This is a genomic window from Vibrio sp. 661 (genome assembly GCF_033339315.1).
Taxonomy (GTDB): Bacteria; Pseudomonadota; Gammaproteobacteria; order Enterobacterales; family Vibrionaceae; genus Vibrio; species Vibrio alginolyticus.
Map to the genome: position 1 here is coordinate 1 of NZ_JAWOUJ010000026.1, position 21,456 is coordinate 21,456.

At 46.0% G+C, this 21,456-nt stretch carries 22 protein-coding genes; all 22 read right to left on the bottom strand.

What is annotated here, in order from left to right; all coding sequences use genetic code 11:
* Positions 1 to 98: 98 nt before the first annotated feature.
* The 22 genes from R7P69_RS23180 to flhA all read right to left on the bottom strand — a co-directional run bounded on the left by R7P69_RS23180 (position 99) and on the right by flhA (position 21,276).
* Complete coding sequence (locus R7P69_RS23180; protein WP_005380523.1) at positions 99 to 872, bottom strand: VacJ family lipoprotein; 774 nt, start codon at positions 870 to 872, stop codon at positions 99 to 101.
* Positions 873 to 1,088: 216 nt separating this feature from the next.
* The gene (gene ccmI, locus R7P69_RS23185; protein WP_005380521.1) at positions 1,089 to 2,303 is read right to left on the bottom strand and encodes a c-type cytochrome biogenesis protein CcmI; all 1,215 of its coding nucleotides are present in this window, start codon (positions 2,301 to 2,303) and stop codon (positions 1,089 to 1,091) included.
* Positions 2,303 to 2,788 carry a cytochrome c-type biogenesis protein gene (locus R7P69_RS23190; RefSeq protein ID WP_005380519.1) on the bottom strand — a complete coding sequence of 162 codons (486 nt, stop codon included), beginning with the start codon at positions 2,786 to 2,788 and terminating at the stop codon, positions 2,303 to 2,305. Before R7P69_RS23190 ends, ccmI begins: the two co-directional genes overlap by 1 nt.
* Positions 2,785 to 3,339 (bottom strand): DsbE family thiol:disulfide interchange protein, encoded by a 555-nt coding sequence (locus R7P69_RS23195; RefSeq protein WP_005380518.1) that lies wholly within the window; start codon positions 3,337 to 3,339, stop codon positions 2,785 to 2,787. The genes R7P69_RS23190 and R7P69_RS23195 overlap by 4 nt, the downstream gene beginning before the upstream one ends.
* A gap of 1 nt (position 3,340) precedes the next feature.
* The gene (locus R7P69_RS23200; RefSeq protein ID WP_005380517.1) at positions 3,341 to 5,317 is read right to left on the bottom strand and encodes a heme lyase CcmF/NrfE family subunit; all 1,977 of its coding nucleotides are present in this window, start codon (positions 5,315 to 5,317) and stop codon (positions 3,341 to 3,343) included.
* Positions 5,314 to 5,799 (bottom strand): cytochrome c maturation protein CcmE, encoded by a 486-nt coding sequence (gene ccmE / locus R7P69_RS23205; RefSeq protein WP_005380516.1) that lies wholly within the window; start codon positions 5,797 to 5,799, stop codon positions 5,314 to 5,316. Before ccmE ends, R7P69_RS23200 begins: the two co-directional genes overlap by 4 nt.
* Complete coding sequence (ccmD, locus tag R7P69_RS23210) at positions 5,796 to 6,002, bottom strand: heme exporter protein CcmD (protein WP_005380515.1); 207 nt, start codon at positions 6,000 to 6,002, stop codon at positions 5,796 to 5,798. The genes ccmE and ccmD overlap by 4 nt, the downstream gene beginning before the upstream one ends.
* An 11-nt stretch (positions 6,003 to 6,013) precedes the next feature.
* Positions 6,014 to 6,757, bottom strand: coding sequence for a heme ABC transporter permease (locus R7P69_RS23215; RefSeq protein WP_005380513.1), 744 nt, complete (start codon positions 6,755 to 6,757; stop codon positions 6,014 to 6,016).
* A gap of 109 nt (positions 6,758 to 6,866) precedes the next feature.
* A complete protein-coding gene (gene ccmB, locus R7P69_RS23220) occupies positions 6,867 to 7,535 on the bottom strand; it encodes a heme exporter protein CcmB (protein ID WP_005380512.1) in 669 nt (222 codons plus the stop codon).
* Between the two features lies 1 nt (position 7,536).
* The gene (gene ccmA, locus R7P69_RS23225) at positions 7,537 to 8,154 is read right to left on the bottom strand and encodes a cytochrome c biogenesis heme-transporting ATPase CcmA (protein ID WP_005380511.1); all 618 of its coding nucleotides are present in this window, start codon (positions 8,152 to 8,154) and stop codon (positions 7,537 to 7,539) included.
* 290 nt (positions 8,155 to 8,444) lie between these two features.
* Positions 8,445 to 8,939, bottom strand: coding sequence for a DUF2802 domain-containing protein (locus tag R7P69_RS23230; RefSeq protein WP_031777229.1), 495 nt, complete (start codon positions 8,937 to 8,939; stop codon positions 8,445 to 8,447).
* Between the two features lie 13 nt (positions 8,940 to 8,952).
* A complete protein-coding gene (locus R7P69_RS23235; protein ID WP_005380507.1) occupies positions 8,953 to 9,447 on the bottom strand; it encodes a chemotaxis protein CheW in 495 nt (164 codons plus the stop codon).
* Between the two features lie 35 nt (positions 9,448 to 9,482).
* A complete protein-coding gene (locus R7P69_RS23240) occupies positions 9,483 to 10,559 on the bottom strand; it encodes a chemotaxis protein CheW (RefSeq protein WP_238966884.1) in 1,077 nt (358 codons plus the stop codon).
* Positions 10,549 to 11,328, bottom strand: a complete 780-nt coding sequence (locus tag R7P69_RS23245; RefSeq protein WP_137282297.1) for a ParA family protein — start codon at positions 11,326 to 11,328, stop codon at positions 10,549 to 10,551. The genes R7P69_RS23240 and R7P69_RS23245 overlap by 11 nt, the downstream gene beginning before the upstream one ends.
* An 8-nt stretch (positions 11,329 to 11,336) precedes the next feature.
* On the bottom strand, positions 11,337 to 12,449 hold the full coding sequence (locus R7P69_RS23250) for a protein-glutamate methylesterase/protein-glutamine glutaminase (RefSeq protein ID WP_005380504.1): 1,113 nt from the start codon (positions 12,447 to 12,449) through the stop codon (positions 11,337 to 11,339).
* A gap of 29 nt (positions 12,450 to 12,478) precedes the next feature.
* Entirely contained in the window at positions 12,479 to 14,719 is a 2,241-nt protein-coding gene (locus R7P69_RS23255) for a chemotaxis protein CheA (RefSeq protein ID WP_025767173.1), read from the bottom strand.
* 9 nt (positions 14,720 to 14,728) lie between these two features.
* On the bottom strand, positions 14,729 to 15,469 hold the full coding sequence (locus R7P69_RS23260) for a protein phosphatase CheZ (RefSeq protein WP_005380502.1): 741 nt from the start codon (positions 15,467 to 15,469) through the stop codon (positions 14,729 to 14,731).
* A gap of 118 nt (positions 15,470 to 15,587) precedes the next feature.
* A complete protein-coding gene (cheY, locus tag R7P69_RS23265) occupies positions 15,588 to 15,956 on the bottom strand; it encodes a chemotaxis response regulator CheY (protein ID WP_017635949.1) in 369 nt (122 codons plus the stop codon).
* 45 nt (positions 15,957 to 16,001) lie between these two features.
* A complete protein-coding gene (locus R7P69_RS23270; RefSeq protein ID WP_005380499.1) occupies positions 16,002 to 16,736 on the bottom strand; it encodes an RNA polymerase sigma factor FliA in 735 nt (244 codons plus the stop codon).
* Positions 16,729 to 17,616: a MinD/ParA family protein gene (locus R7P69_RS23275; RefSeq protein WP_005380498.1), complete on the bottom strand. Its 888-nt coding sequence runs from the start codon at positions 17,614 to 17,616 to the stop codon at positions 16,729 to 16,731. Before R7P69_RS23275 ends, R7P69_RS23270 begins: the two co-directional genes overlap by 8 nt.
* Positions 17,617 to 17,630: 14 nt before the next feature.
* Positions 17,631 to 19,148, bottom strand: a complete 1,518-nt coding sequence (gene flhF, locus R7P69_RS23280) for a flagellar biosynthesis protein FlhF (protein WP_017635950.1) — start codon at positions 19,146 to 19,148, stop codon at positions 17,631 to 17,633.
* A 28-nt stretch (positions 19,149 to 19,176) separates the two neighbouring features.
* A complete protein-coding gene (gene flhA / locus R7P69_RS23285) occupies positions 19,177 to 21,276 on the bottom strand; it encodes a flagellar biosynthesis protein FlhA (RefSeq protein WP_025998722.1) in 2,100 nt (699 codons plus the stop codon).
* Positions 21,277 to 21,456 lie beyond the last annotated feature (180 nt).

The window sequence follows — 21,456 nt, forward strand, 5'->3', positions numbered from 1 at the left end:
CTTTAAAATACAAAACGCCCGATGAAGTACATCGAGCGTTTTAGTTAAAAAGTGTCAACCCATATCAGGACGGGTCACTCTATTGTGAAGAACAACGCTTAAAAGTCTTCTAGATATTCATCTAAATACTCTTCTTCTTCGATGTTAACTTCTTCTACCGTTTCAACTTCTGCTTTAAAGTTTTGACGTTGGATATAAACATCGCGAGTTAGAATATATGGATCCGGCGACGAGTCTAGCTGCGCTTCTTGCGGTACTAATAAAGCACGCTTCTCCATTCCTTCAAACGCCCACTTACCCAAACTCGCCCAGAAGTTGAGATAAGAGAGGGGTAAATACGTACTATCTACGGTATCTGTCACTTCACGTAAGGTATACGGACCATAACCTGGAACCATGAAGTAAGGACCATTTCCAACACCATAGTGGCCTACTGCATCACTGAACGCTTTCTCGTCGTACTTCGTAATACCCGCGGCACTTGCAATATCGAATAAACCGAAAATACCGAACGTCGAGTTAATCCAAAAACGGTTAAAGTGGTCCACGGCTTTCGTACCATTACCCATGATTAAGTTATTAACCATGCTTGCTGGCTCATCTAAGTTCGATAAGAAGTTAGCAATACCAGAACGAATAGGAACTGGCGTGTATTCTACATACGCAAGTGATACAGGACGAACCAAATACGGATCTAAATATTCGTAGTTGAGTTCCCACATGGTTCGGTTAAAGCCTTCCAACGGGTCATACACATCAGAAGTCGTTTGATTTGTTTCTTGTCCTGTTACTGCTTCATCAGGCGCACTTGAACAGCCAACCAGTCCAACGGCTAACAGCAACAAGAAGGTAGATTTACCCTTGTTATACATTTTATTTTCCATAACGACTATTAATGTACCTAAGTCACCCCGATTAACCATAGTACGTATGTTGAGCAGGATACATAGTAAAGATGACTCAGATATGGGAATAAATAAAGGCCAGCAATCGCTGGCCTTCGGTATTCTACTCGATCGTTTAGAGTCATACCACTAAAGGCAACTGACTCTACCTCGTTGTCATGTTTCAGAGACAGATGTTAACAATTAATACTGCTGATCAATGGTCACTTCTACTGGTGCGCCAAATTCAACGACGTCACTTTCTCCGTGCCAATCTTGATCACGCGTTGCTACGTTACCGTCAGAATCTACACGCACACGGACGATTAGCTTATCGAGTGAAGATAACTTTTGCCCTTGCATCATGGCATTGCCATCATCTAATACGACTGTGCGAGGGAAAGTACCTAGCGGATAACGAGCAGCAGCCACAGGCATTGGAGAGCCATCTGAACGATGTACTGACACAATCAGAACTGCGTTTGGATCCAACTGAGCATTTGGTGTCACATTAATTGTCACAGCTACACTCTTATCCGGTGAAACCGCTTCGCCCATTTGCTTACGAGCACTCTCAATACTGCGTGACAACATCTCGTAGCGGCTATCTTCTGGACCAATCATTTGCTGCATGATTCCCCAATACTTGATGGCTGCCGGGAAGTCTTGACGCTCAAACGCATCGAACGCTAACAAAGAAAACACACGCAGGTCGACATAGTCTTGCTGCATCAGCTTGCCGAGTAATGAGCGAGCCGTCGCTTGATCCATTTCCTCTTGAGACAGCATCAGAGCTTGTGCATAACCCAACATCACATCAGGATCTTTGGGCTCTAGGCGGTATGATTTTTCCATCGCATCGATAGCCGTGGTGACATCACGATTTGCTAACGCAATACGACCTAGCAGTAACCAACCTGTCGAGTCTTCCGGCTGGTAATGTAAGCGAGTTCGAAGCGCAAGGGTCAAATCCGCCATTTCATCGTCACTCAGCGGCTCAGAAGAAGCCGACATCAGCTTTTTCGATAACTCAGGTAGATTTGCAGACACTTCTTGCCATTGAACAATATCGTCTGACGCGCCAAATTTATAATACAAACCATAGCTCAGCACCACCGTCAGAATTACCGATGGAACTAAAACCGCGATTGGAGAAACCTTGGTTTCTTTTTGCGCTTTATCACCAGGGATATCGTCAAGCAGTGATTGCTTTAGATCAGAAATCAGTTCGTCTTCACTTTCAACCAGACCTTCGTCAGTTTCTTCTGCAAGCTCAGATAGTCGGTCTTTATAAAATGCCTTGTTGAGCTCATCGCGTAACACATCATCATTGTTCGCTTTTTGTTTAATCAGCGGCAAAGCCACCAGCGCACAAGCAATAAGCGTGAGAGCAACGGTGGAAATCCAAAATAGTGTCATTACTTCTTATCTCCGTTGTTCTCTTCTTCAAGCAATGCTTTTAAACGAGCTTCTTTTTGCTCATCCCATTGCTCGTCACTGCTCGCTTTTGCCTTAACTTTAGATTTACGGCTACGCAGTACAATCAAACCAAAACCACCCAGTACTACAGCGAGTGGCCCGAGCCACAAAATCGCAGTCGCGACCGTAAATGGTGGGTTGTAAGTCACGAAGTTACCGTAACGGGCGATCATGTAATCAACAATCTCATCTTTGGACTTACCTTCTTTGGTCATTTCGTACACCTTATGGCGTAAGTCCTGAGCAAGTTCAGCGTTAGAATCCGAGATCGTGTTGTTCTGACATTTAGGGCAACGGAGCGTATGGCTTAACTCTTTGAACTGCTGTTCTTGTTCCAAATTATCAAACTCGTACACTTCAATGGCCGCATGAGCAGCAAGAGATAATGTCATCGCAGCAAAAACGGCAAGAATTAGCTTTCTCATTGCTTCGCCTCCTCAACCAATTTGTTGTAAAGCGGCTCCAGTGTTTCTGACCAATTACGTGGGTTTACATCCCCTACATGGCGATAGCGAATCACACCATTTGCATCAATAATGAATGTTTCTGGAGCACCATAAACGCCAAGGTCAAGGCCAAGCATACCACTGCCATCAAATAGGCTGATCAAGTACGGGTTGCCGAGATCATTCAGCCAACCTATTGCTTTATTACGATCATCTTTGTAATTCATACCGATGATCTTAACGCCCTTACCCGCCAATTCGTTTAGGTATTTATGCTCTGCATAACACGTTGGGCACCACGTTGCCCAAACGTTCAAGAGCAACGGTTCACCTTTAAAAATTGATTGGTCGTACTGTTTTCCAGGCTCAGCCAGGTCTTCTAAATGAAATTCAGGAACTGGCTTGCCAACCAAAACCGACTCCAATTTAGTTGGATCATCGCCCTCTTGGTTACGCATTAATTGGGTTGCGAAAATGCCCGCTAGAATCATGAAAGCGACAAGCGGAATAAATAAGATTTTCTTATTCATGTTATGCCTCCTGCTCTTTTGACTTCGCGTTTTTCTTCGGCGATTTACGGAAGCGGTAGCGTTTATCAGAAATCGCTAGTGCGCCGCCTAATGCCATAATCAAAGAGCCAGCCCAAATCCAACGAACGAACGGTTTATAGTAAATACGAACAGCCCAAGATCGGTTGTCGTCTAAACGTTCACCCATTGCAATGTATAAGTCGCGGCTAATACCACGGTCAATGGCTGCTTCAGTCATCATAGACTTAGCCGTACGGTAGAAGCGCTTCTCTGCGTGAAGCGTATTCACGTATTTGCCATCGTGTGTGATCTCAAAGTCTGCGATGTAGCCATCGTAGTTTGGACCATCTTTATCACGCAAGCCTGAGAAGTAGAAATCATAGCCTTGAATTTGGAAGTGTTCGCCAGGTGCTAAACGTACATCACGCTCGATGCTGTAGTTCTGTACCATCGCAATACCGATAACAGATACCGCCAGACCAACATGACCCAACATCATTGCCCAGTGGCTACGTTGCAGCTTGCGAACACCTTCACTAAAGCTATGACGGTGCGTTGCGCGCTCGTACAGTTCAAAGCCATGCATCGCAATAATCCAAATCGCCATCACCCAACCAATGTAAGCCATGGTTGAGAAGAAATCGGCAAACAGGTACACGCATAGCGCGGCCAAGGCGAAAGCAAGCACACCTGAAACGAGCATTGGTTTCACAAGTTTAGATAAACTGTCTCGCTTCCAGCGAATAAGAGGACCAATACCAAGCAGAAAAGCAAATGGCATCATTAACCACGCAAATAGCATGTCAAAGAATGGCGCACCGATAGAGACCGACCCCAAACCAAGCTGCTTGTGTACGAGCGGCAACAGTGTCCCCACTAACACCACAACAAGAGCGGCGATAAGTAATACGTTGTTGGCTAAGAGCGCATTTTCACGTGAGACTAAGTCGAAGTTACCTCGTACACGCACTGCTGCCCCTTTTACGGCAAACAGCAATAAAGAGCCGCCGATAACAAAAACGAGGAAGCCTAGAATAAACATACCGCGCGACGGGTCAGACGCGAACGCGTGCACCGATACTAAAATACCGGAACGGACTAAGAAGGTGCCCAACAAACTCAACGAAAATGCAGAGATTGCCAATAGTACCGTCCACGCTTTAAATGTGCCGCGTTTTTCTGTCACGGCAAGAGAGTGCATTAATGCGGTACCCGCTAACCAAGGCATGAATGATGCGTTTTCTACTGGGTCCCAGAACCACCAGCCACCCCAGCCAAGTTCGTAGTAAGCCCACCAAGAACCTAGTGCGATACCAAGTGTTAAGAATACCCATGCTGCGGTTGTCCAAGGACGAGACCAACGAGCCCAAGCCGTATCAAGGCGTCCGGTCATTAGGGATGCGATCGCAAAAGAGAATGCAACCGAGAAACCAACATAGCCCATGTAAAGCATTGGCGGGTGAACAATCAAACCAGGGTCTTGAAGCAGAGGGTTCAAGTCACGTCCGTCAACCGGAAAGAACGGTAACGTACGTAGGAATGGGTTCGACGTTAGGATGATAAACAGTAGGAAACCCACTGAGATCATGCCCATAACAGCAAGTACACGTGCAACCGACTCTTGCGGCATACCACGACTAAACGTCGCTACAGCGACAGTCCAAGCAGCTTGGATTAACACCCATAGCAACAGTGAACCTTCGTGTGCACCCCATACTGCGGTTAAACGGTAGTACCAAGGAAGCTGACTATTCGAGTTGCTCGCTACATACTGTAACGTGAAGTCGTTGGTATAAAATCCCCAACATAAAATGGCGAAAGAGAACAACAGCATCAGGAACATAGACCAAGATAGCGGTCGCGCTGTGTTCATGAGCATGGTGTTGTTATTCGCTGCTCCCCACAATGGCAATACGCTCAACAGCACTGCCATTGCAAGCGAAAGAATGAGAGCAAAGTGACCGACTTCAGCAATCATTGGCCGCTTCCTTGTTTTTGTTCGGTGCTGTATTGAAGCGGTTCATGCGTTTTCTTCATCGCTTCTGCAATTTCTGGTGGCATGTATTCTTCATCGTGCTTCGCTAGGACCTCAAATGCCTCAACTGTCGTGGCATCTTTCAGTACACCTTGAGCAACAATACCCTGCCCTTCACGGAACAAGTCAGGAAGAATACCGTCATAGGTAATCGTCACTTTCGGACCGACATCGTGCAGGTCAAAACTCACTTTCAAAGAATTAGGATCTCGACGAACTGAGCCCACAACCACCATTCCACCGATACGCAAACGCTGGCCTACTTCTGGCTTGGTGCCATCTGGCTTACCATTAACCAATTCCGTTGGAGTATAGAAAAGGTCCATATTTTGATTAAGCGCATAAAGTATCAAACCAATGGTGGCACTAATACCGATAAAGATCGCTAGTACAATACCTAGCCTCTTTTTACGTCTCGGGTTCATAAGGTGTTCTCCATGTTCTTCGCTGCGTCGATACGAGCTTGACGGTCAATTTTTGCTTTCACTTCTTTCAATAATGCATCACCGCGGCGAAGGCTAGTGATCAGAAGAATCAGCATGGATAAGAAAGTAATACCAAACGCACTCCATACGTATGATGCATAGCCACCCATGGCAAAAAAGTCGCTCAGAGATTCAAAATGCATAATCAGTTACCTCACTGAGTTTGTTCTGTTGCGAGTTTGCGCACCCAAGGGCGGTGACTTTCTTTACTGATGATTTCGTTACGGAAACGGACCATCGTCACGGCACCAAAGAAGAACGCAAAGCCAAAGATGTTCAGCAATAACGGCCAAAGCATGTCGGATGAAATAGAAGGTTGTTCAAATTTCGTGATCGTCGCACCTTGATGAAGCGTGTTCCACCATTCCACGGAAAAGTGAATGATAGGTAGGTTTACTACGCCTACGATCGCTAAGATACCAGCGGCTTTTGCAGCGGTTTTTTGATCGTCAAACGCATGGTAAAGCGCAATCACACCAAGGTAGAGAAATAGAAGAATCAATTCAGATGTAAGACGGGCATCCCATACCCACCAAGTGCCCCACATAGGCTTGCCCCAAACAGCACCTGTAAGTAGAGCAATAAAAGTAAATACTGCACCAATCGGAGCCATCGCAAGTGCCGCCATATCAGATAGGCGAACTTGCCATACTAGGCCAATAAATGCAGCGATCGCCATCGACATATAAACGCCCATAGACCAAATAGCTGATGGGACATGAATGTAGATGATTCGGAAACTGTCACCTTGTTGGTAATCTGAAGGCGCAAATGCAAGCCCCCAAACCGTACCAACCGATAAGCATACGAGGGCCAATACAGAAAACCAAGGCAGAAACTTACCACTCAAACGATAAGCTGCTTCTGGCTTGGCATAAGGATGTAGCCATTTCCACATGTTTTGTTCTCACTCTTACTTCAGGGACACTGTCTAAAGGGTTGAGACCGTAGCAGTGCTTTAATAATAATTCTTTGATCAAGCGCCGCTTCATTGGCACTTTATTGAGTTAGTTAACACTAACTCGCAATGCGGCACTGATGGCAAAAGGCGTTAATGTCATCGCCCCCATTAGCATCGCACCTAAAATCGCTAGTTGACCGTTATACGCCATACCGAGTGCGGCAGCATCAATTGCCGATGTTGCGAAAATCAAAATTGGGATGTAGAGCGGAAGAATAAGCAAACTCAAAAGAACGCCACCCTTTTGCAACCCAACAGTCAACGCCACACCAATGGCGCCAATAAAACTTAGTGTTGGTGTACCGATCATCAAGGTTAATACAACCGATAGCCAAGTATTGAAGTCGAGCGAAAGTAAAACCGCCAATAATGGGCTAATTAAAATCAGAGGTAACCCTGTTAACAACCAATGTGCTATGACCTTTGAAACCACTACAAGTTGCAATGGAATCGGCATTAGCATCATTTGTTCTAGTGCACCGTCTTGAAAATCATCACGAAATAGACGCTCTAATGATAATAAGGCGGACAGCAATGCGGCAACCCAAACGATGCCCGCTGCAATACGTGCTAACAAATTAGGTTCTGGTCCAATACTCAGAGGAAAGAGAGTAATGACAATAATAAAGAACCACAGCGGGTTTAGAATGTCTGCCTGACGGCGAAATGCGATTAGGAGCTCACGACGAATGATGGTGGTCATCGAGGAAATCATATCAGTCACCCAGCTTTATTTTTCTAAGTTTCGGGCTGTCCGCAAACATATCTTGATGCGTCGTCAACACAACAATACCGCCATTATCAGCATGACTTGCGAACAAAGATTCAAGCACCTTGACGCCTTGCTTATCAATGGCAGTCAACGGCTCATCTAAAATCCATAAAATTTGCTTACTGAGCCATAACCTTGCCAATGCGACTCGTCGTTGCTGACCTGCGGAAAGTTGTGCTACAGGCACATCTTCTCGACCAGCTAATCCTACTTGAGTCAAAGCGATAAAGATTTCTTCGTCTGAAGAGCGATTATTTTGAATAGATTGATAAAAACGTAAGTTTTCTAATGCGGTAAGCTCTCGTTTCACTCCTGTTTGATGTCCTAAGAAAAGCAGATCTTGATGGAAAACATCACGAGATTTTTCAACCTCTTCGCCTTTCCATTTAATGACACCTTCTTCTCTATCACCTAACCCTGTCACAATCCGTAGCAATGTAGTTTTACCAGTACCATTACGCCCTTCGATCTGGACCAATTCACCAGGCTTAATTTCAAACTGCAGGTTTTCAAACAGAACCCTTTCATCACGGATTGCTGTCAGGTTAGACACTTCTAACATAGAGCTTCAACTAAAAAATGAACGAGCCGCTATATTAGCACAGCTTAGTTATGACAAAACAGGATAAGAGGGCTAGGTTACATGTAAGTTCATGTATTTTTGTTAATTAATCATCACACTTTAATAAAATTAACTATAAGTAGTTATAAGCGCTCATTTTGAATTTGAGAGGCCAGAGCTAAGAGCAAGAACGACTGAAGGTTATCTAGGGTTGTATTGAAGAAGAGCATTAGCGGCTAAAAACAAAAAAAGAGGCGTAATAACGCCTCTTTTTTATCGCTTGATAACCTTTAGCGTCGACGACGTCCACGCGTTGGATATTCTGCATCATCTGATGGCTGACCACTTAATGGTGGAATCTTCTCTTTCCCCGCCAGTTTCTTCTGCAGTGAAAGCATCAACTCAGCTTCGGCTTTTGGTAGTTCGCACTCTTCAATCAGCTCGTTGATATCAGCGCCAAGCTGTACCATTTTAGAAGCGCGACTGTACAAGCGACCATCAGTATCAGCGTGTTCGAGTTCGCGAATTCTCTCGTTTAAGTGCTGAATAATGTCTTGTTGCTCGGTCACTTTTTGTCCAAGACCAACAACAACCGAGCGCACTTCGAGTAACTGCTTACTCAACTTTTGCACTTCTTTATCTGCGTGTCGAGATTGAGCTCGTTGTTGATCTAACTGCTTTTGTAACCCCGAGCGAATCCGCAGTTGCAAAACAACCAATACCAACACGATAAAAGCAACGCCACCCGCAAGGAATGGGGCAGATAAAAGAGTCTCTTCAGCCATCATCATTCAGCCATTAAAGGTGAGCCATCTCGTCCCACTCGTCATCTGTTAGCAGCTTGTTCAAATCCACAAGGATAAGAAGCTTGCCGTCACGGTTGCTCACACCCTGGATGAACTTCGCACTCTCGTCGGTACCAACTGAAGGCGTCGTATCAATTTCAGAAGAACGCAGATAAACGACTTCTGCCACGCTATCTACTAAGATACCAATCACTTGACGCTCAGACTCGATCACAATAATACGAGTGTTGTCGGTGACTTCGCCTTCCATCAGGCCAAAACGTGAACGTGTATCGATAACAGTAACTACATTACCGCGTAGGTTGATGATACCAAGTACATAATCTGGTGCACCTGGAACAGGGGCAATTTCAGTATAACGAAGTACTTCACGAACTTGCATTACGTTGATGCCGTACGTTTCTTCTTCTAGCTGGAACGTCACCCACTGAAGAACTTCGTCATTCGATGCATCTTTCTTCACTTCTACTTCAAAAGCTTGAGACATAGTTAATCCTCGTTAATGTCGTTCCCGACTTAAATCTAATTCAGTGATTTGACATCTAAACCGGCGTTTAGCATGTCAATGAGCGCCTGGACATGAATTAAGGCACACATTTTTTCTTTTACCATGCCCGCTAGCCAAGGGCGTTTACCCGCCTGCTCACGCCAGCGAACCTTGTCGATATTAAGCGTTTCAGTCCCCATTAATTGGTTACTGGCCAACCCCCACATGCTCTCACCAAGCATGACGACATATTGGTAGTTATCTTTATAGCTATCATCACGAAGCTTATCTGCCATCACCCATTTCGCGGTATCGACGACATCAAACTGCTGCTCGCGATTTGTTTGTAGCCCCAAATACCAGGCGGGTTTTCCTATCAAATGGTTAAGCTCGCTAATGCGATGAATACCACCTAACTCATCAAGAGGTACAGCAAACGTGACACCATTCACATCAAAGTAAAGAACTTGGAAGTCCTCACTTCGCTTCGTGCTTTCCCAGACCGTTGGTATATCGGAATCTGCTTGTGTTTCGAGTTCAGTATCGACGTTCGCTTCTATATTGATACTTTGTTCGATCACTGCGTGAGGTTCATCCACCTCTGGTTGCGCATCCTCAAAAACTGGCTCATCAATCACCCAGTCCTGTATTTCCTCAACACCCTGAAGCTCAGGCACCTCACTAAAGGTTTGTACCTCAGGCTCAGCCGCTTTTATCTCTGCTGCAATATCAATCGTATTTTGTTCAAGAATACTATCAATATCCAACTCAGCCACTGGGTTGCTTGCTTCAAGCTGACTTAATAGCCTTTGAACATCTTCCAGGTTTGGAGCTTCCAACTCTGGCGGATATGTTTCTTGAAACTGGTACGTTTCTGGCTCCGAGTATTGTAGCTGTAATTCTGGCTCTGGCTCTGGCTCTGGCTCTGGCTCTGGCTCTGGCTCTGGCTCTGGCTCTGGCTCTGGCTCTGGCTCTGGCTCTGCAGATGATACCTCTTGAGCCAACAGGTCAAGGTCTTCCTCAATAGTCGTTATTTCAGTTTCATCATCCAGTAATGCATTAAAGTAGTCATCAAGTGCTTGTTCACTGGACAGCACATCATTACTGCTCATCGAACGCCAACCTCTCCAGGTAAATCAGTAGCTGTTTATAGGCAAACACACCACGGCTACCAGATGCAAAGTGCGAAGCTGGCAAGTGCTTTAAACTGGCATCGCGGAACTTGGTATCTATAGGCACCGCTGAGGTCCACACTTGATTTGGGTAATCTTTTTTCAGTTGCATCAATGTCTGCAATGACGCTTTCGTGCGCTTATCGTACATGGTTGGGACGATAGTCACTTTGAAACCGCCCGGGCGAGATTTTTGCATAATGGTTAGCGTACGCATCATGCGCTCTAGACCTTTCATCGCCAAAAACTCTGTTTGAACAGGAATCAAAATTCGGTCACTGGCTGCCAACGCGTTCACCATCATCACGCCAAGGATTGGCGGACAGTCAATCAACACATAGTCATAATCTTGTGAGACAGTTTGCAGCGCCCGTTTTAAGATTAATCCCATACCACTGCGATTACCCATTACGCGATCAAGCGTGGCAAGGGACATATGCGCGGGAATGATATCCATTCCTTCCAGCTCTGTTTCTAAAATCAACGGTTTAACCGTCTCACGAGAAAACTTCTTCAACTGGAATAAATCAAATAGGCTCGAAGTTACTGCATCAGGATCATAACCGAGATAAGTAGTCAGTGAGGCGTGAGGATCAGTATCAACCATCAATACTCGATGGCCTTTCTGGCTCAATAAGCCCGCCAATGTCACTGTTGAGGTGGTTTTACCCACGCCTCCTTTCTGGTTAGCTACACTCCAAACAATCATGATGAATCCTAAGCTAGGCCAACTTCCACCAACATGCGTTCAGCAATGCGGTCAAGCGGTAAATCTTCTGAAGAAATGCCTGCTTTAGCAACCGCTTGGGGCATGCCATAAACAACACAACTTTCTTCATCTTGTGCCCAAATTGTTGAGCCTGAAGACTTCAACATGCGAGCGCCCTCACGACCGTCTGCACCCATGCCTGTCAACACTAAAGAGAGCACTTTGTCGCCATATACTTTTGCGGCAGAACCAAAAGTCACATCCACACATGGTTTGTAGTTCATGCGGTCGCCGCCATCAATAATGCGAAGACGAGCAGCGCCCGCTCGTCCATCCACCATCATTTGTTTCCCACCTGGTGCAAGGTATGCCACACCGGGCTGTAACACATCGCCATCTTGTGCTTCTTTCACTTGAATCTTACACAAGGTGTTCAAACGGCTGGCAAACGCAGCAGTAAACGTTGCTGGCATGTGTTGAATCAATACAATCGGATGCGGATAGTTCATCGGCAAGCGCGTCAGAATTTTTTGTAGAGCAACGGGGCCACCTGTTGATGTGCCAATTGCCGTCAATTGATATTTCTTACCAGAAGCACGGTACTTTGTCGCAGCAGGTCGAGTTGGTGTTGGAGTCACAGGTGAAGCCGTTCTTGAACCTAATGATCGAGTAGTCGTGCTGGTACTCGCTGTTGGGCGAGCGATAGGTCGACGCATGAAAGCGCGCTTCGAGGCAATCTGAATCACACGCTGTTGAAGTAATGACACCGCTTCTTCACGGTTACGCGCAATGTCCTCAAACTTTTTCGGTAAGAAGTCCAATGCGCCCGCATCTAGCGCATCAAGCGTAGCTTTCGCCCCGTCGTGGGTCAGGGACGAAAACATTAGAATTGGCGTTGGAGCAGCGGCCATTATTTCACGTACAGCTGTAATGCCATCCATCACTGGCATTTCAATATCCATCGTGATGACGTCAGGTTTGAGAGATTTGGCTTTCTCAACCGCCTCTCTACCATTTACCGCAACGTCAATCACTTCTAGGCGCGATTCTGAGTTGATGATTTCGCTCACGCGACGTCGGAAAAAACTCGAATCATCAACGACTAGTACTTTAATCGCCATCTTATTCCTTTTAATAACGTCAGCTTTGCTTAAAGGCGTGAAGCCGCAGCGTATCGCTTAAGTAAATCAGGCACATCTAGAATTAATGCAATGTGGCCATCGCTAGTAATTGTCGCACCAGCCATACCTGGAGTGCCCTGTAATAGATTATCGAGTGGCTTAATAACCACTTCTTCTTGACCAATAAGCGTATCCACAACAAAACCAACGCGTTGGTTACCAATCTGTACAATCACCACGTGACCGTGACCAGTACGCTCTTGGACGTTTTGCGATTTGGATGCTAACCAGTTTTGTAAGTAAAATAGCGGGATAGATTTCTCACGTACAATGATCGTCAGCTGACCATCTACCACGTTTGTACGGCTAAGATCTAAGTGGAAAATTTCACTCACCGAAGCCAGTGGTAGAGCAAACGGATGACCGCCAACACCAACCATCAGAGTCGGTAAAATCGCTAACGTTAGTGGTACTTTGATCGTGATCTTAGTGCCCTTGCCTAGCTCAGAATCGATATCGATTGAACCGTTTAAGGTATTGATCGCCGTCTTAACCACGTCCATACCCACACCACGACCAGAGATGTCAGAAATTTTATCTTTACTTGAGAAACCAGGTGCGAAGATAAGGTTGAAGCACTCTTTATCTGTTAAACGTGCCGCCGCATCTTCATCCATCATGCCACGCTTCACCGCGATGCCACGCAGTTTGTTCGGGTCCATACCGCCACCATCATCTACGATGGATAGTTCAATATGGTCCCCTTCTTGCGATGCTGACAAAATCACTTTACCTGTGCGTGATTTGCCGGCCTTCGCGCGTGCGTCTGGCATTTCAATACCGTGATCAACCGAGTTACGTACCAAGTGAATCAACGGATCGGCCAATGCTTCTACAAGGTTCTTATCGAGATCGGTTTCTTCACCGCGCATTTCTAGCACGATGTCTTTATTTAGGTTACGAGCCAAGTCACGGACAACGCGCGGGAAACGGCCAAACACTTTCTTAATTGGCTGCATACGCGTTTTCATTACCGCGCCTTGTAGATCCGCAGTTACCACATCAAGGTTAGCGACCGCTTTGGACATCTCTTCGTTGTCGCTATTCAAACCAAGGCTTAATAGGCGGTTTCGAACCAATACGAGCTCACCCACCATGTTCATGATGGTATCAAGCGTCGAGGTATCAACACGAACGGTTGCTTCAGCCTGAGGTTTTTTAACCGCTGGTGCTTTAGCTTCTTCTTTTACGGCGACTGGTTTAGATTCTGGCTTTGGTGCTGGCGCTGTTTGAACGGGTGCTGGCTTAGCAACAGGCTCAGGTTTCGCAGGGCTTTGCTCTACGTTTGCTGAAGCAGGCTTCGTTGCCATATCCAATTCTTCTAGCGTTGGACCTTTACCTGAACCATGTAGCTCATCGAGTAACTTTTCGAACTCTTCGTCCGTCATTAAGTCACTGTCTTGATTTGATGAAGATGACACTGGAACGGAAGGCTCTGCCGCTTTAGGTGGCTCTACTGGTACGGATGCAGATGCAGCAGCCTCTGCCGTAGAAGGGCTTTTTCCTACACCGTGCAGTTCATCGAGTAAACGTTCAAACTCATCATCAGTGATATCACCACTTTCAACTGATGGCGCACTCGATTGAGGCGGTTCAGATGGCGTTGTAGATGTCGCAGACATTGAGGCGCCTGGCGCTGAACCTTTACCATGAAGCTCATCAAGTAGCTTTTCGAATTCGTCTTGGGTAATTTCATCAACAGAGCCGACACTTGATGGTGCTGACGGCGCAGCAGGTTCTTCGATGATAGGCTCGGGAATAATAGGCTCTGGAGTAGCCACTGGTTCTTCAACTACGGTTGCCGCTACTTCATCTTCTGACTCAGGTTTGCATAGACGATGAAGTTCTTCAAGAAGCTCAGGGTCCGCAGCTTCTAACGGCTCACGATCTTGAACAGCCTGGAACTGGGTATTAACCGTATCCAAGGCTTTTAGCATCGTATCCATTAAGTTTTGCGTTACCGTGCGTTGACCGTTTCGTAAAACGTCGAACACGTTCTCCGCACCATGACAAGTATCGACTAGCTCTGCCAATGAAAGGAAGCCGGCACCGCCTTTTACGGTATGAAACCCGCGGAAAATAGCATTAAGTAAGTCTTTGTCTTCTGGGTTATTTTCCAATTCAACCAACTGCTCAGAAAGCAGCTCGAGAATTTCCCCAGCCTCAATGAGAAAGTCCTGAAGAATATCTTCGTCTAAATCGTAGCTCATACGTTACCTTTAAAATCCAAGACTGGACAACAAGTCATCGACTTCGTCCTGCGATGAAACCGCATCTTCTCTCAGTTCTGGATGAAGAATCGGGCCTTCGGCTTCGCTTGTTTGTGTATTCTTTTTATCTGCCGGTTCTGACAAAACTTGAATATGTTCTTCAAGTTTATTTCCAGAGAATACGGTTAGGATTTCCACTAAGCGGCCTTCAACTTCATTAACCAACGTAATTACGCGGCGAATGATTTGGCCAGTTAGGTCTTGGAAGTCTTGCGCCATGAGAATTTCGGTCAATTGGCCGCGCAATTCAGTGCTGTCACCTTCGACTTGCACTAATAGCCCGTCGATTCGGTGACACAGTGCTTTAAATTCGCTTAATTCTATGCGCCCGTGCATGAGTTCATTCCATTGAGGACGAACTTTTAGAAGGCAATCATGCAGGTTATCAGCGATAGGAAGGCAGCAGTCGACCGCATCCATTGTTTTGTTGGCTGCAAGCTCTGTCTTCTCGATCACATAATTGAGACGATCCCTAGCGTTAGGGATTTCGTCTTTCGCAATTTCGGTCATGCGCTGATCGAGACTGAACTGCTTGAGTGATTCGTGAAGGTCTCGAGTTAACGCTCCAATTTCTTGCAGCATTGGGTTATCGGCACCTTCGTAGATCGAGGCAACAAGCATATTGGCTTGGTCTTGTTCCCCGTTTTCTAGCATTTGAACGAGTGACTTCGCCTGCTCTAGTGAGATCATTCTGAATAGACCCTTTTACGTTTAGTTCTTCTTATCACTTTGAAAACGCTAAACGAGTCATTTAATAGGTATTTAATAATTGGTATGAATGACTCGAATAACAAAGAGAAAGAGAGAGTTATAAACGCTCGAAAATTTTATCTAATTTTTCTTTTAATGTTGCAGCAGTAAATGGCTTAACAATGTAGCCGTTTACACCTGCTTGAGCAGCTTCAATGATCTGCTCACGCTTCGCTTCAGCCGTGATCATTAGAACTGGCAGATGCTTAAGTTCTGCATCCGCGCGGATGTGTTTAAGCAAATCGATGCCTTGCATACCTGGCATGTTCCAGTCAGTTACAACAAAATCGAAGTCACCTTTTTTCAGCATTGGTAATGCGGTTAAACCATCGTCCGCTTCTTGAGTGTTATTGAAACCCAAGTCACGAAGCAGGTTTTTAACAATACGGCGCATTGTTGAGAAATCATCAACAATAAGGATCTTCATGTTTTTATTCAAAATTGCCTCCACTGAATCGTAAAATCAGTGTTTTTAGTCATTTTGTGTCCACGCACTGAGCTTGGTACGTAAACGTTGCATCGCTTGACTCAGTATTTGACTTACGCGAGATTCGCTTACGCCTAACACATCGCCAATTTCTTTCAAATTGAGTTCTTCATCATAATAAAGCGAAAGAACCAAAGCTTCACGCTCTGGAAGCTGTTTTATTGATTCAACCAGTGCTTTTCGAAATGATTCATCAACTACCCCTTTGAATGGGTTGCTGTCATCGGTTTCATCCGCGGGTGAAATCACATCATCAGAAACGCCTAAATCTTCAATACCGACTAATTTTGAGCAGTTGATATCGGTAAGAGCACTATGATATTGATCCAGTGTCATACCGAGATGCGTGGCTACTTCAGAATCAGTAGGATCTCGATTTAATTCGCCTTCCAGCTCCGCAATCGCTTGGTTAATCTCTCGATTATTTTTATGAACAGAACGCGGTACCCAATCGCCTTTACGCATGTCATCTAACATTGCGCCACGAATACGGATACCTGCATAAGTTTCAAAGCTCGCACCTTTAGAACCATCATAATTCTGCTGAGCTTCGATAAGACCGATCATGCCGGCCTGAATTAAATCCTCTACCTGAACACTCGGCGGTAAACGGCCTAGTAGGTGGTGAGCAATGCGCTTAACCAACACTGAATAACGTTCAATGAACGCCTGCTGGCTATTAAATTTGCCATGTTGGTCATAGGTTATCGCTTTATTCACCAAAAGGGTCCTCTGCGAATTCGGTACGATTTAGCAACCTTTCCACAAAAAATTCCAAGTGTCCACTTGGTGTTTTCGGTAGTGGCCACGTCAACGCTTTGTTTGCTAGTGAGCTGATAGCTAAAGCGGCAGGCGAGCGTGGGAACGCATCAACGACAATTTTTTGTCTTTTTACAGCCTGTCGTACTTTATCATCTAATGGAATACATGCTACGAGTTCAAGGCTAACATTCAAGAATCGCTCTGTGACTAGTGTCAACTTTGCAAACAATTCTCGCCCTTCACGGTAGCTTCTGACCATATTTGCTACAACTTTAAAGCGTTGAACTTGGTGTTCTTTACTCAACAGCTTGATTAATGCATAGGCATCTGTGATTGACGTCGGTTCATCACACACAACTACAACCACATCTTGAGCTGCTCGCGAAAAACTGATTACCATGTCAGAGATACCAGCAGCGGTATCAATCAGCAGGACATCCATTTCGTCTTCAAGACTACCAAATGCTCGGATGAGTCCAGCATGCTGAGCGTGAGAAAGCTCTGTCATGCTCTGTGTGCCAGAAGTTGCAGGAATTATCTTTATACCATAAGGCCCTTCGACAATCGCATCTTTTAGCTCACATTCACCCGCTAAGACATGTCCTAGATTACGTTTTGCACGAATTCCGAGCATCACGTCCACATTGGCCAGACCTAAATCAGCGTCGAGAACCATCACCTTCTTGCCTTGGCGAGCCATACAAATCGCCAGACCCAGTGTTACGTTTGATTTCCCCACACCACCTTTGCCGCCAGTAACAGCAATCACTTTGGTCAACGATGGTTGTGTTAAGCGACGGAGGCCGCTTGCTTGATCGTGTATCATATTCTCAGTCATAGTAGTCCGCCGCCTTAGAGTCCTTCACTGTCACTGTTCCAAAAGTGAGGTTCGTTCTCTGTCGACTTCTCTAACAGTTCATTTGCTTTCGCAAGCATATATTTTGGTTGCGCTATCACAATGTCTTCTGGTACGCGCTGGCCATTAGCGATGTAAGCTACTGGCATTGCGTTTTGAATCACTACACTGATGAATTCGCCTAGGCTTAATGACTCATCAAGCTTCGTCATAATACAACCCGAAAGTGGTATACGTCGGAAGTGATCCAGCGTTTCTTGTAGAACACGACGTTGTGCGGTAGCCGGCAAAACAAGGTAGCTGTGAATCACTTCTCCGCTCTCTTGCATTAGAGTGTCGAGCTGCTCGGAAAGCCTCACATCTCGTTGCCCCATCCCTGCCGTATCGACCAAAATCAGTCTTCTGTTTCTTAGCTGATATATAACATCGGCTAACTCGTTAGAATCTTTAGCAACTCTTACGGGACAACCCATGATTCTTCCGTAAATTGAGAGCTGCTCATGTGCACCTATGCGATATGTATCTGTTGTCACAAGGGCCACATTGTCGGCACCGTATTCCATGGCTGCGCGTGCTGCGAGTTTCGCTACGGTTGTTGTTTTCCCAACCCCCGTCGGACCCAACAATGCGACTACGCCACCACGTTTTAAAATGTCCTGTTTAGGAATATTGATTTGATCCGCCACCAGCGACAATAACGCTTTCCACGCTCGCGCTGGCTTTGTATCTTCCGGGATGTAACAGGCCATCTGGTCTGCTAACTCCGGAGAAACGCCCATTCGCTCTAAGCGCTTAATCAGCATTGCTCTTAGCGGCTCACGGCGTTCTACTTCTTGCCACATCAGGCCAGAAACTTGGTGCTCCAACAGACGACGAATTGACGTCATCTCTTCGCGCATGCTTTCTAGCTCATCGGCCGATTCGTCACGCTCATCACTTGGGCGACGTCGGTCATATCGCGTCGGATCCAGCTTGGGCGTCGGACGTTCAAATCGATTATCCTGTGCGATTAGCTTCGCCAAAGGTGAATCTGGTTGATATGGCGCTGGCTTTTCTTGGTTGTAGCCGTCGCGATGCTTATTTTGGCGTTGCAGCAAAGCAGAGAGCGAATCTTCATTTTCCGCTACGTGATCGTCAGCATCTGCTGCACCACCGCTATATTGCTTAAGCATATTAGCGAATCGCTGCGTCATTGAGCCTGTTTTTTCATTGTTACTGTTATTACTGTTCAGGCTAATTTTATCTTCATCTAAATGACGATCTTGGTAACGATCAGCAGAAGACGATGACATTTGACGATGTTCGTTATAGCGATTCGATTGAGAAGCACCGCGATTTTGCTGTGACGCTGCGCTTGCTTGAGGCGGATTAGATTCACTATCTATCGCCGCAACAATCGCTACTCCACCAGCCACTTTCTTGTTTGACATGATCACAGCTTCCGCGCCTAACTCCTCTTTCACTTGGAGCAGCGCCGTTCTCATGTCTTTGGCAAAAAATCGCTTTATTTTCAAACTATGAATCCATTAATGATGCGTGAGATCAGTTACCCACGGCTTGCACAATTCTGATCTGTTTTTCATCCGGGATTTCTTGGTAAGACAGTACCCGGAGATTAGGTATTGTGTTCTTCACAAATTTCGCCAACGTCGAGCGTAATACACCAGAAGTAAGCAGAACGGCAGGTTCGCCTTTCAGTTCTTGTTCCTGTGTCGCTTGGCTTAGTGAAGACTGCAATCGCTCAGCGAGTCCCGGTTCAATCCCCGCGGATTCGCCTCCTGATGCTTGCATAGTTTGATGCAATATTTGTTCCAGTTCAGGTATCAAAGTAATCACTGGTAACTCAGGCTCTATACCATTGATTTCTTGAACAATTAGACGTTTAAGACTAATTCGAACTGCTGCCGTCAATATGTCAGCTTCTTGACTCTTACTTGAATACTCAGCCAAAGTTTGAACAATCGTGCGAATATCGCGGATTGGAATGGCCTCGTTTAACAAGTTTTGTAGGACTTTCACCACCACACCTAATGGTAATTGGTCAGGAACAAAGTTCTCGACCAACTTAGGCGCGCTGCGTCCCAACATTTCTAATAAATTCTCTACTTCTTCATGGCCAATTAGCTGTGATGCGTTGTTGGTCAATAGCTGGCTTAGGTGTGTCGCTAATACCGTTGATGAATCAACAACCGTATAACCCAGAGCCTGCGCGTGCTCACGCTGATCTTCTCGGATCCATACCGCTTCCAGTCCAAAAGCAGGGTCAATGGTTGGCTCACCATCAATCATGCCATACACCTGACCTGGGTTAATCGCTAGCTCTTGATCCGGACGAATCTCTGCCTCGCCCACCGCAACCCCCATCAATGTAATTCGGTAACTGTTTGGGGTCAGCTCAAGATTGTCACGAATATGAACCGCTGGAATTAGGAACCCAAAATCTTGCGATAACTTTTTACGCACGCCTTTTACGCGCTCTAACAGTTCCCCACCTTGGTCTCTGTCCACCAAAGGAATTAAGCGATAACCGACTTCCAAGCCAATAATATCGACTGGCTGGACGTCATCCCAAGACAGTTCGCGCTGTGAGGAAGGTTCTGTACCTTCATCTGCTGTTGCTGGTAAAGCGGGCTCTTTCGCTTTCTGCTTCTGCCGTTTGTCGATGAAATATGCCGCTGCACCGGCCGCGACTGCCAGGCTCAAAAACGCAAAGTGCGGCATGCCCGGTACGATGCCCATCACACCAAGAATAGCTGCAGTAATCATCAGCGCTTTTGGGTTGTCGAACATCTGGAAGACCAGTTGTTCCCCCATGTCTTCATCGGTGTTTTGGCGCGTCACCATCATTGCCGCTGCAATCGACAGCAATAGCGATGGGATTTGTGCGACCAAACCATCACCGATTGTCAGTAAGGTATAGATTTCAATCGCTTCACCGAAACCCAATCCATACTGCGCCATACCGATCGACAGACCGCCGACGATGTTGATAAACAGAATCAAAATACCGGCAATCGCGTCACCTTTTACGAACTTCGAGGCACCATCCATCGAGCCATAGAAATCCGCTTCTTTGGTCACTTCAAAACGACGAACTCTTGCCTGCTCTTGGTCTATCAATCCGGCATTCAAGTCGGCATCAATCGCCATTTGCTTACCCGGCAACGCATCAAGCGTAAAGCGAGCACTTACCTCAGAGATACGACCCGCACCTTTGGTCACCACCATAAAGTTGATGATCATTAAGATGAGGAAAACCACTAGGCCGACCGCGTAGTTACCACCAATAACGACGTTACCGAACGCCTCAATTACGTTACCTGCCGCATTACCGCCTTCATGACCATGCAGTAAGACGACACGAGTCGAGGCAACGTTCAAAGCCAAGCGGAGCAACGTGGCGATCAGCAATACCGTTGGAAAAGCAGCGAAGTCCAAAGGGCGACGTGTGTAAACGGTCACTAACAACACCACCATCGACAGCGCGATGTTAAAGGTGAAGAACATATCCAGCAAAAATGCTGGAATCGGCAGTACCACCATCGCTAGGGTGGCCAAAACCATCACCGGAGCACCAATAGCTGGCATTTCACGTTGAGGGATTCGTGGCAATTTATCTGCAAACGGCAGGCTTAACTTCATACTGCGAGAGATCTCAATCGATTGAAGCGTCACGTAAGCTCTTACTATTAATACGCGACCGCTTTAGCCTAAAAGTTTAGGTAGGGTTGATAATTAAAGCGTTTTAAGCAATCTATGTACCATAATTAGCGCCAAAATAATGACTAAACACTCAAATAGAGCTTAGCTTTTGATCAAACG

Coding starts and splice junctions, on each gene's coding strand:
- R7P69_RS23180 (WP_005380523.1), bottom strand. CDS start 872: ATGTATAACAAGGGTAAATCTACCTTCTTGTTGCTGTTAGCCGTTGGA.
- ccmI (WP_005380521.1), bottom strand. CDS start 2,303: ATGACACTATTTTGGATTTCCACCGTTGCTCTCACGCTTATTGCTTGT.
- R7P69_RS23190 (WP_005380519.1), bottom strand. CDS start 2,788: ATGAGAAAGCTAATTCTTGCCGTTTTTGCTGCGATGACATTATCTCTT.
- R7P69_RS23195 (WP_005380518.1), bottom strand. CDS start 3,339: ATGAATAAGAAAATCTTATTTATTCCGCTTGTCGCTTTCATGATTCTA.
- R7P69_RS23200 (WP_005380517.1), bottom strand. CDS start 5,317: ATGATTGCTGAAGTCGGTCACTTTGCTCTCATTCTTTCGCTTGCAATG.
- ccmE (WP_005380516.1), bottom strand. CDS start 5,799: ATGAACCCGAGACGTAAAAAGAGGCTAGGTATTGTACTAGCGATCTTT.
- ccmD (WP_005380515.1), bottom strand. CDS start 6,002: ATGCATTTTGAATCTCTGAGCGACTTTTTTGCCATGGGTGGCTATGCA.
- R7P69_RS23215 (WP_005380513.1), bottom strand. CDS start 6,757: ATGTGGAAATGGCTACATCCTTATGCCAAGCCAGAAGCAGCTTATCGT.
- ccmB (WP_005380512.1), bottom strand. CDS start 7,535: ATGATTTCCTCGATGACCACCATCATTCGTCGTGAGCTCCTAATCGCA.
- ccmA (WP_005380511.1), bottom strand. CDS start 8,154: ATGTTAGAAGTGTCTAACCTGACAGCAATCCGTGATGAAAGGGTTCTG.
- R7P69_RS23230 (WP_031777229.1), bottom strand. CDS start 8,939: ATGGCTGAAGAGACTCTTTTATCTGCCCCATTCCTTGCGGGTGGCGTT.
- R7P69_RS23235 (WP_005380507.1), bottom strand. CDS start 9,447: ATGTCTCAAGCTTTTGAAGTAGAAGTGAAGAAAGATGCATCGAATGAC.
- R7P69_RS23240 (WP_238966884.1), bottom strand. CDS start 10,559: ATGAGCAGTAATGATGTGCTGTCCAGTGAACAAGCACTTGATGACTAC.
- R7P69_RS23245 (WP_137282297.1), bottom strand. CDS start 11,328: ATGATTGTTTGGAGTGTAGCTAACCAGAAAGGAGGCGTGGGTAAAACC.
- R7P69_RS23250 (WP_005380504.1), bottom strand. CDS start 12,449: ATGGCGATTAAAGTACTAGTCGTTGATGATTCGAGTTTTTTCCGACGT.
- R7P69_RS23255 (WP_025767173.1), bottom strand. CDS start 14,719: ATGAGCTACGATTTAGACGAAGATATTCTTCAGGACTTTCTCATTGAG.
- R7P69_RS23260 (WP_005380502.1), bottom strand. CDS start 15,469: ATGATCTCACTAGAGCAGGCGAAGTCACTCGTTCAAATGCTAGAAAAC.
- cheY (WP_017635949.1), bottom strand. CDS start 15,956: ATGAAGATCCTTATTGTTGATGATTTCTCAACAATGCGCCGTATTGTT.
- R7P69_RS23275 (WP_005380498.1), bottom strand. CDS start 17,616: ATGACTGAGAATATGATACACGATCAAGCAAGCGGCCTCCGTCGCTTA.
- flhA (WP_025998722.1), bottom strand. CDS start 21,276: ATGAAGTTAAGCCTGCCGTTTGCAGATAAATTGCCACGAATCCCTCAA.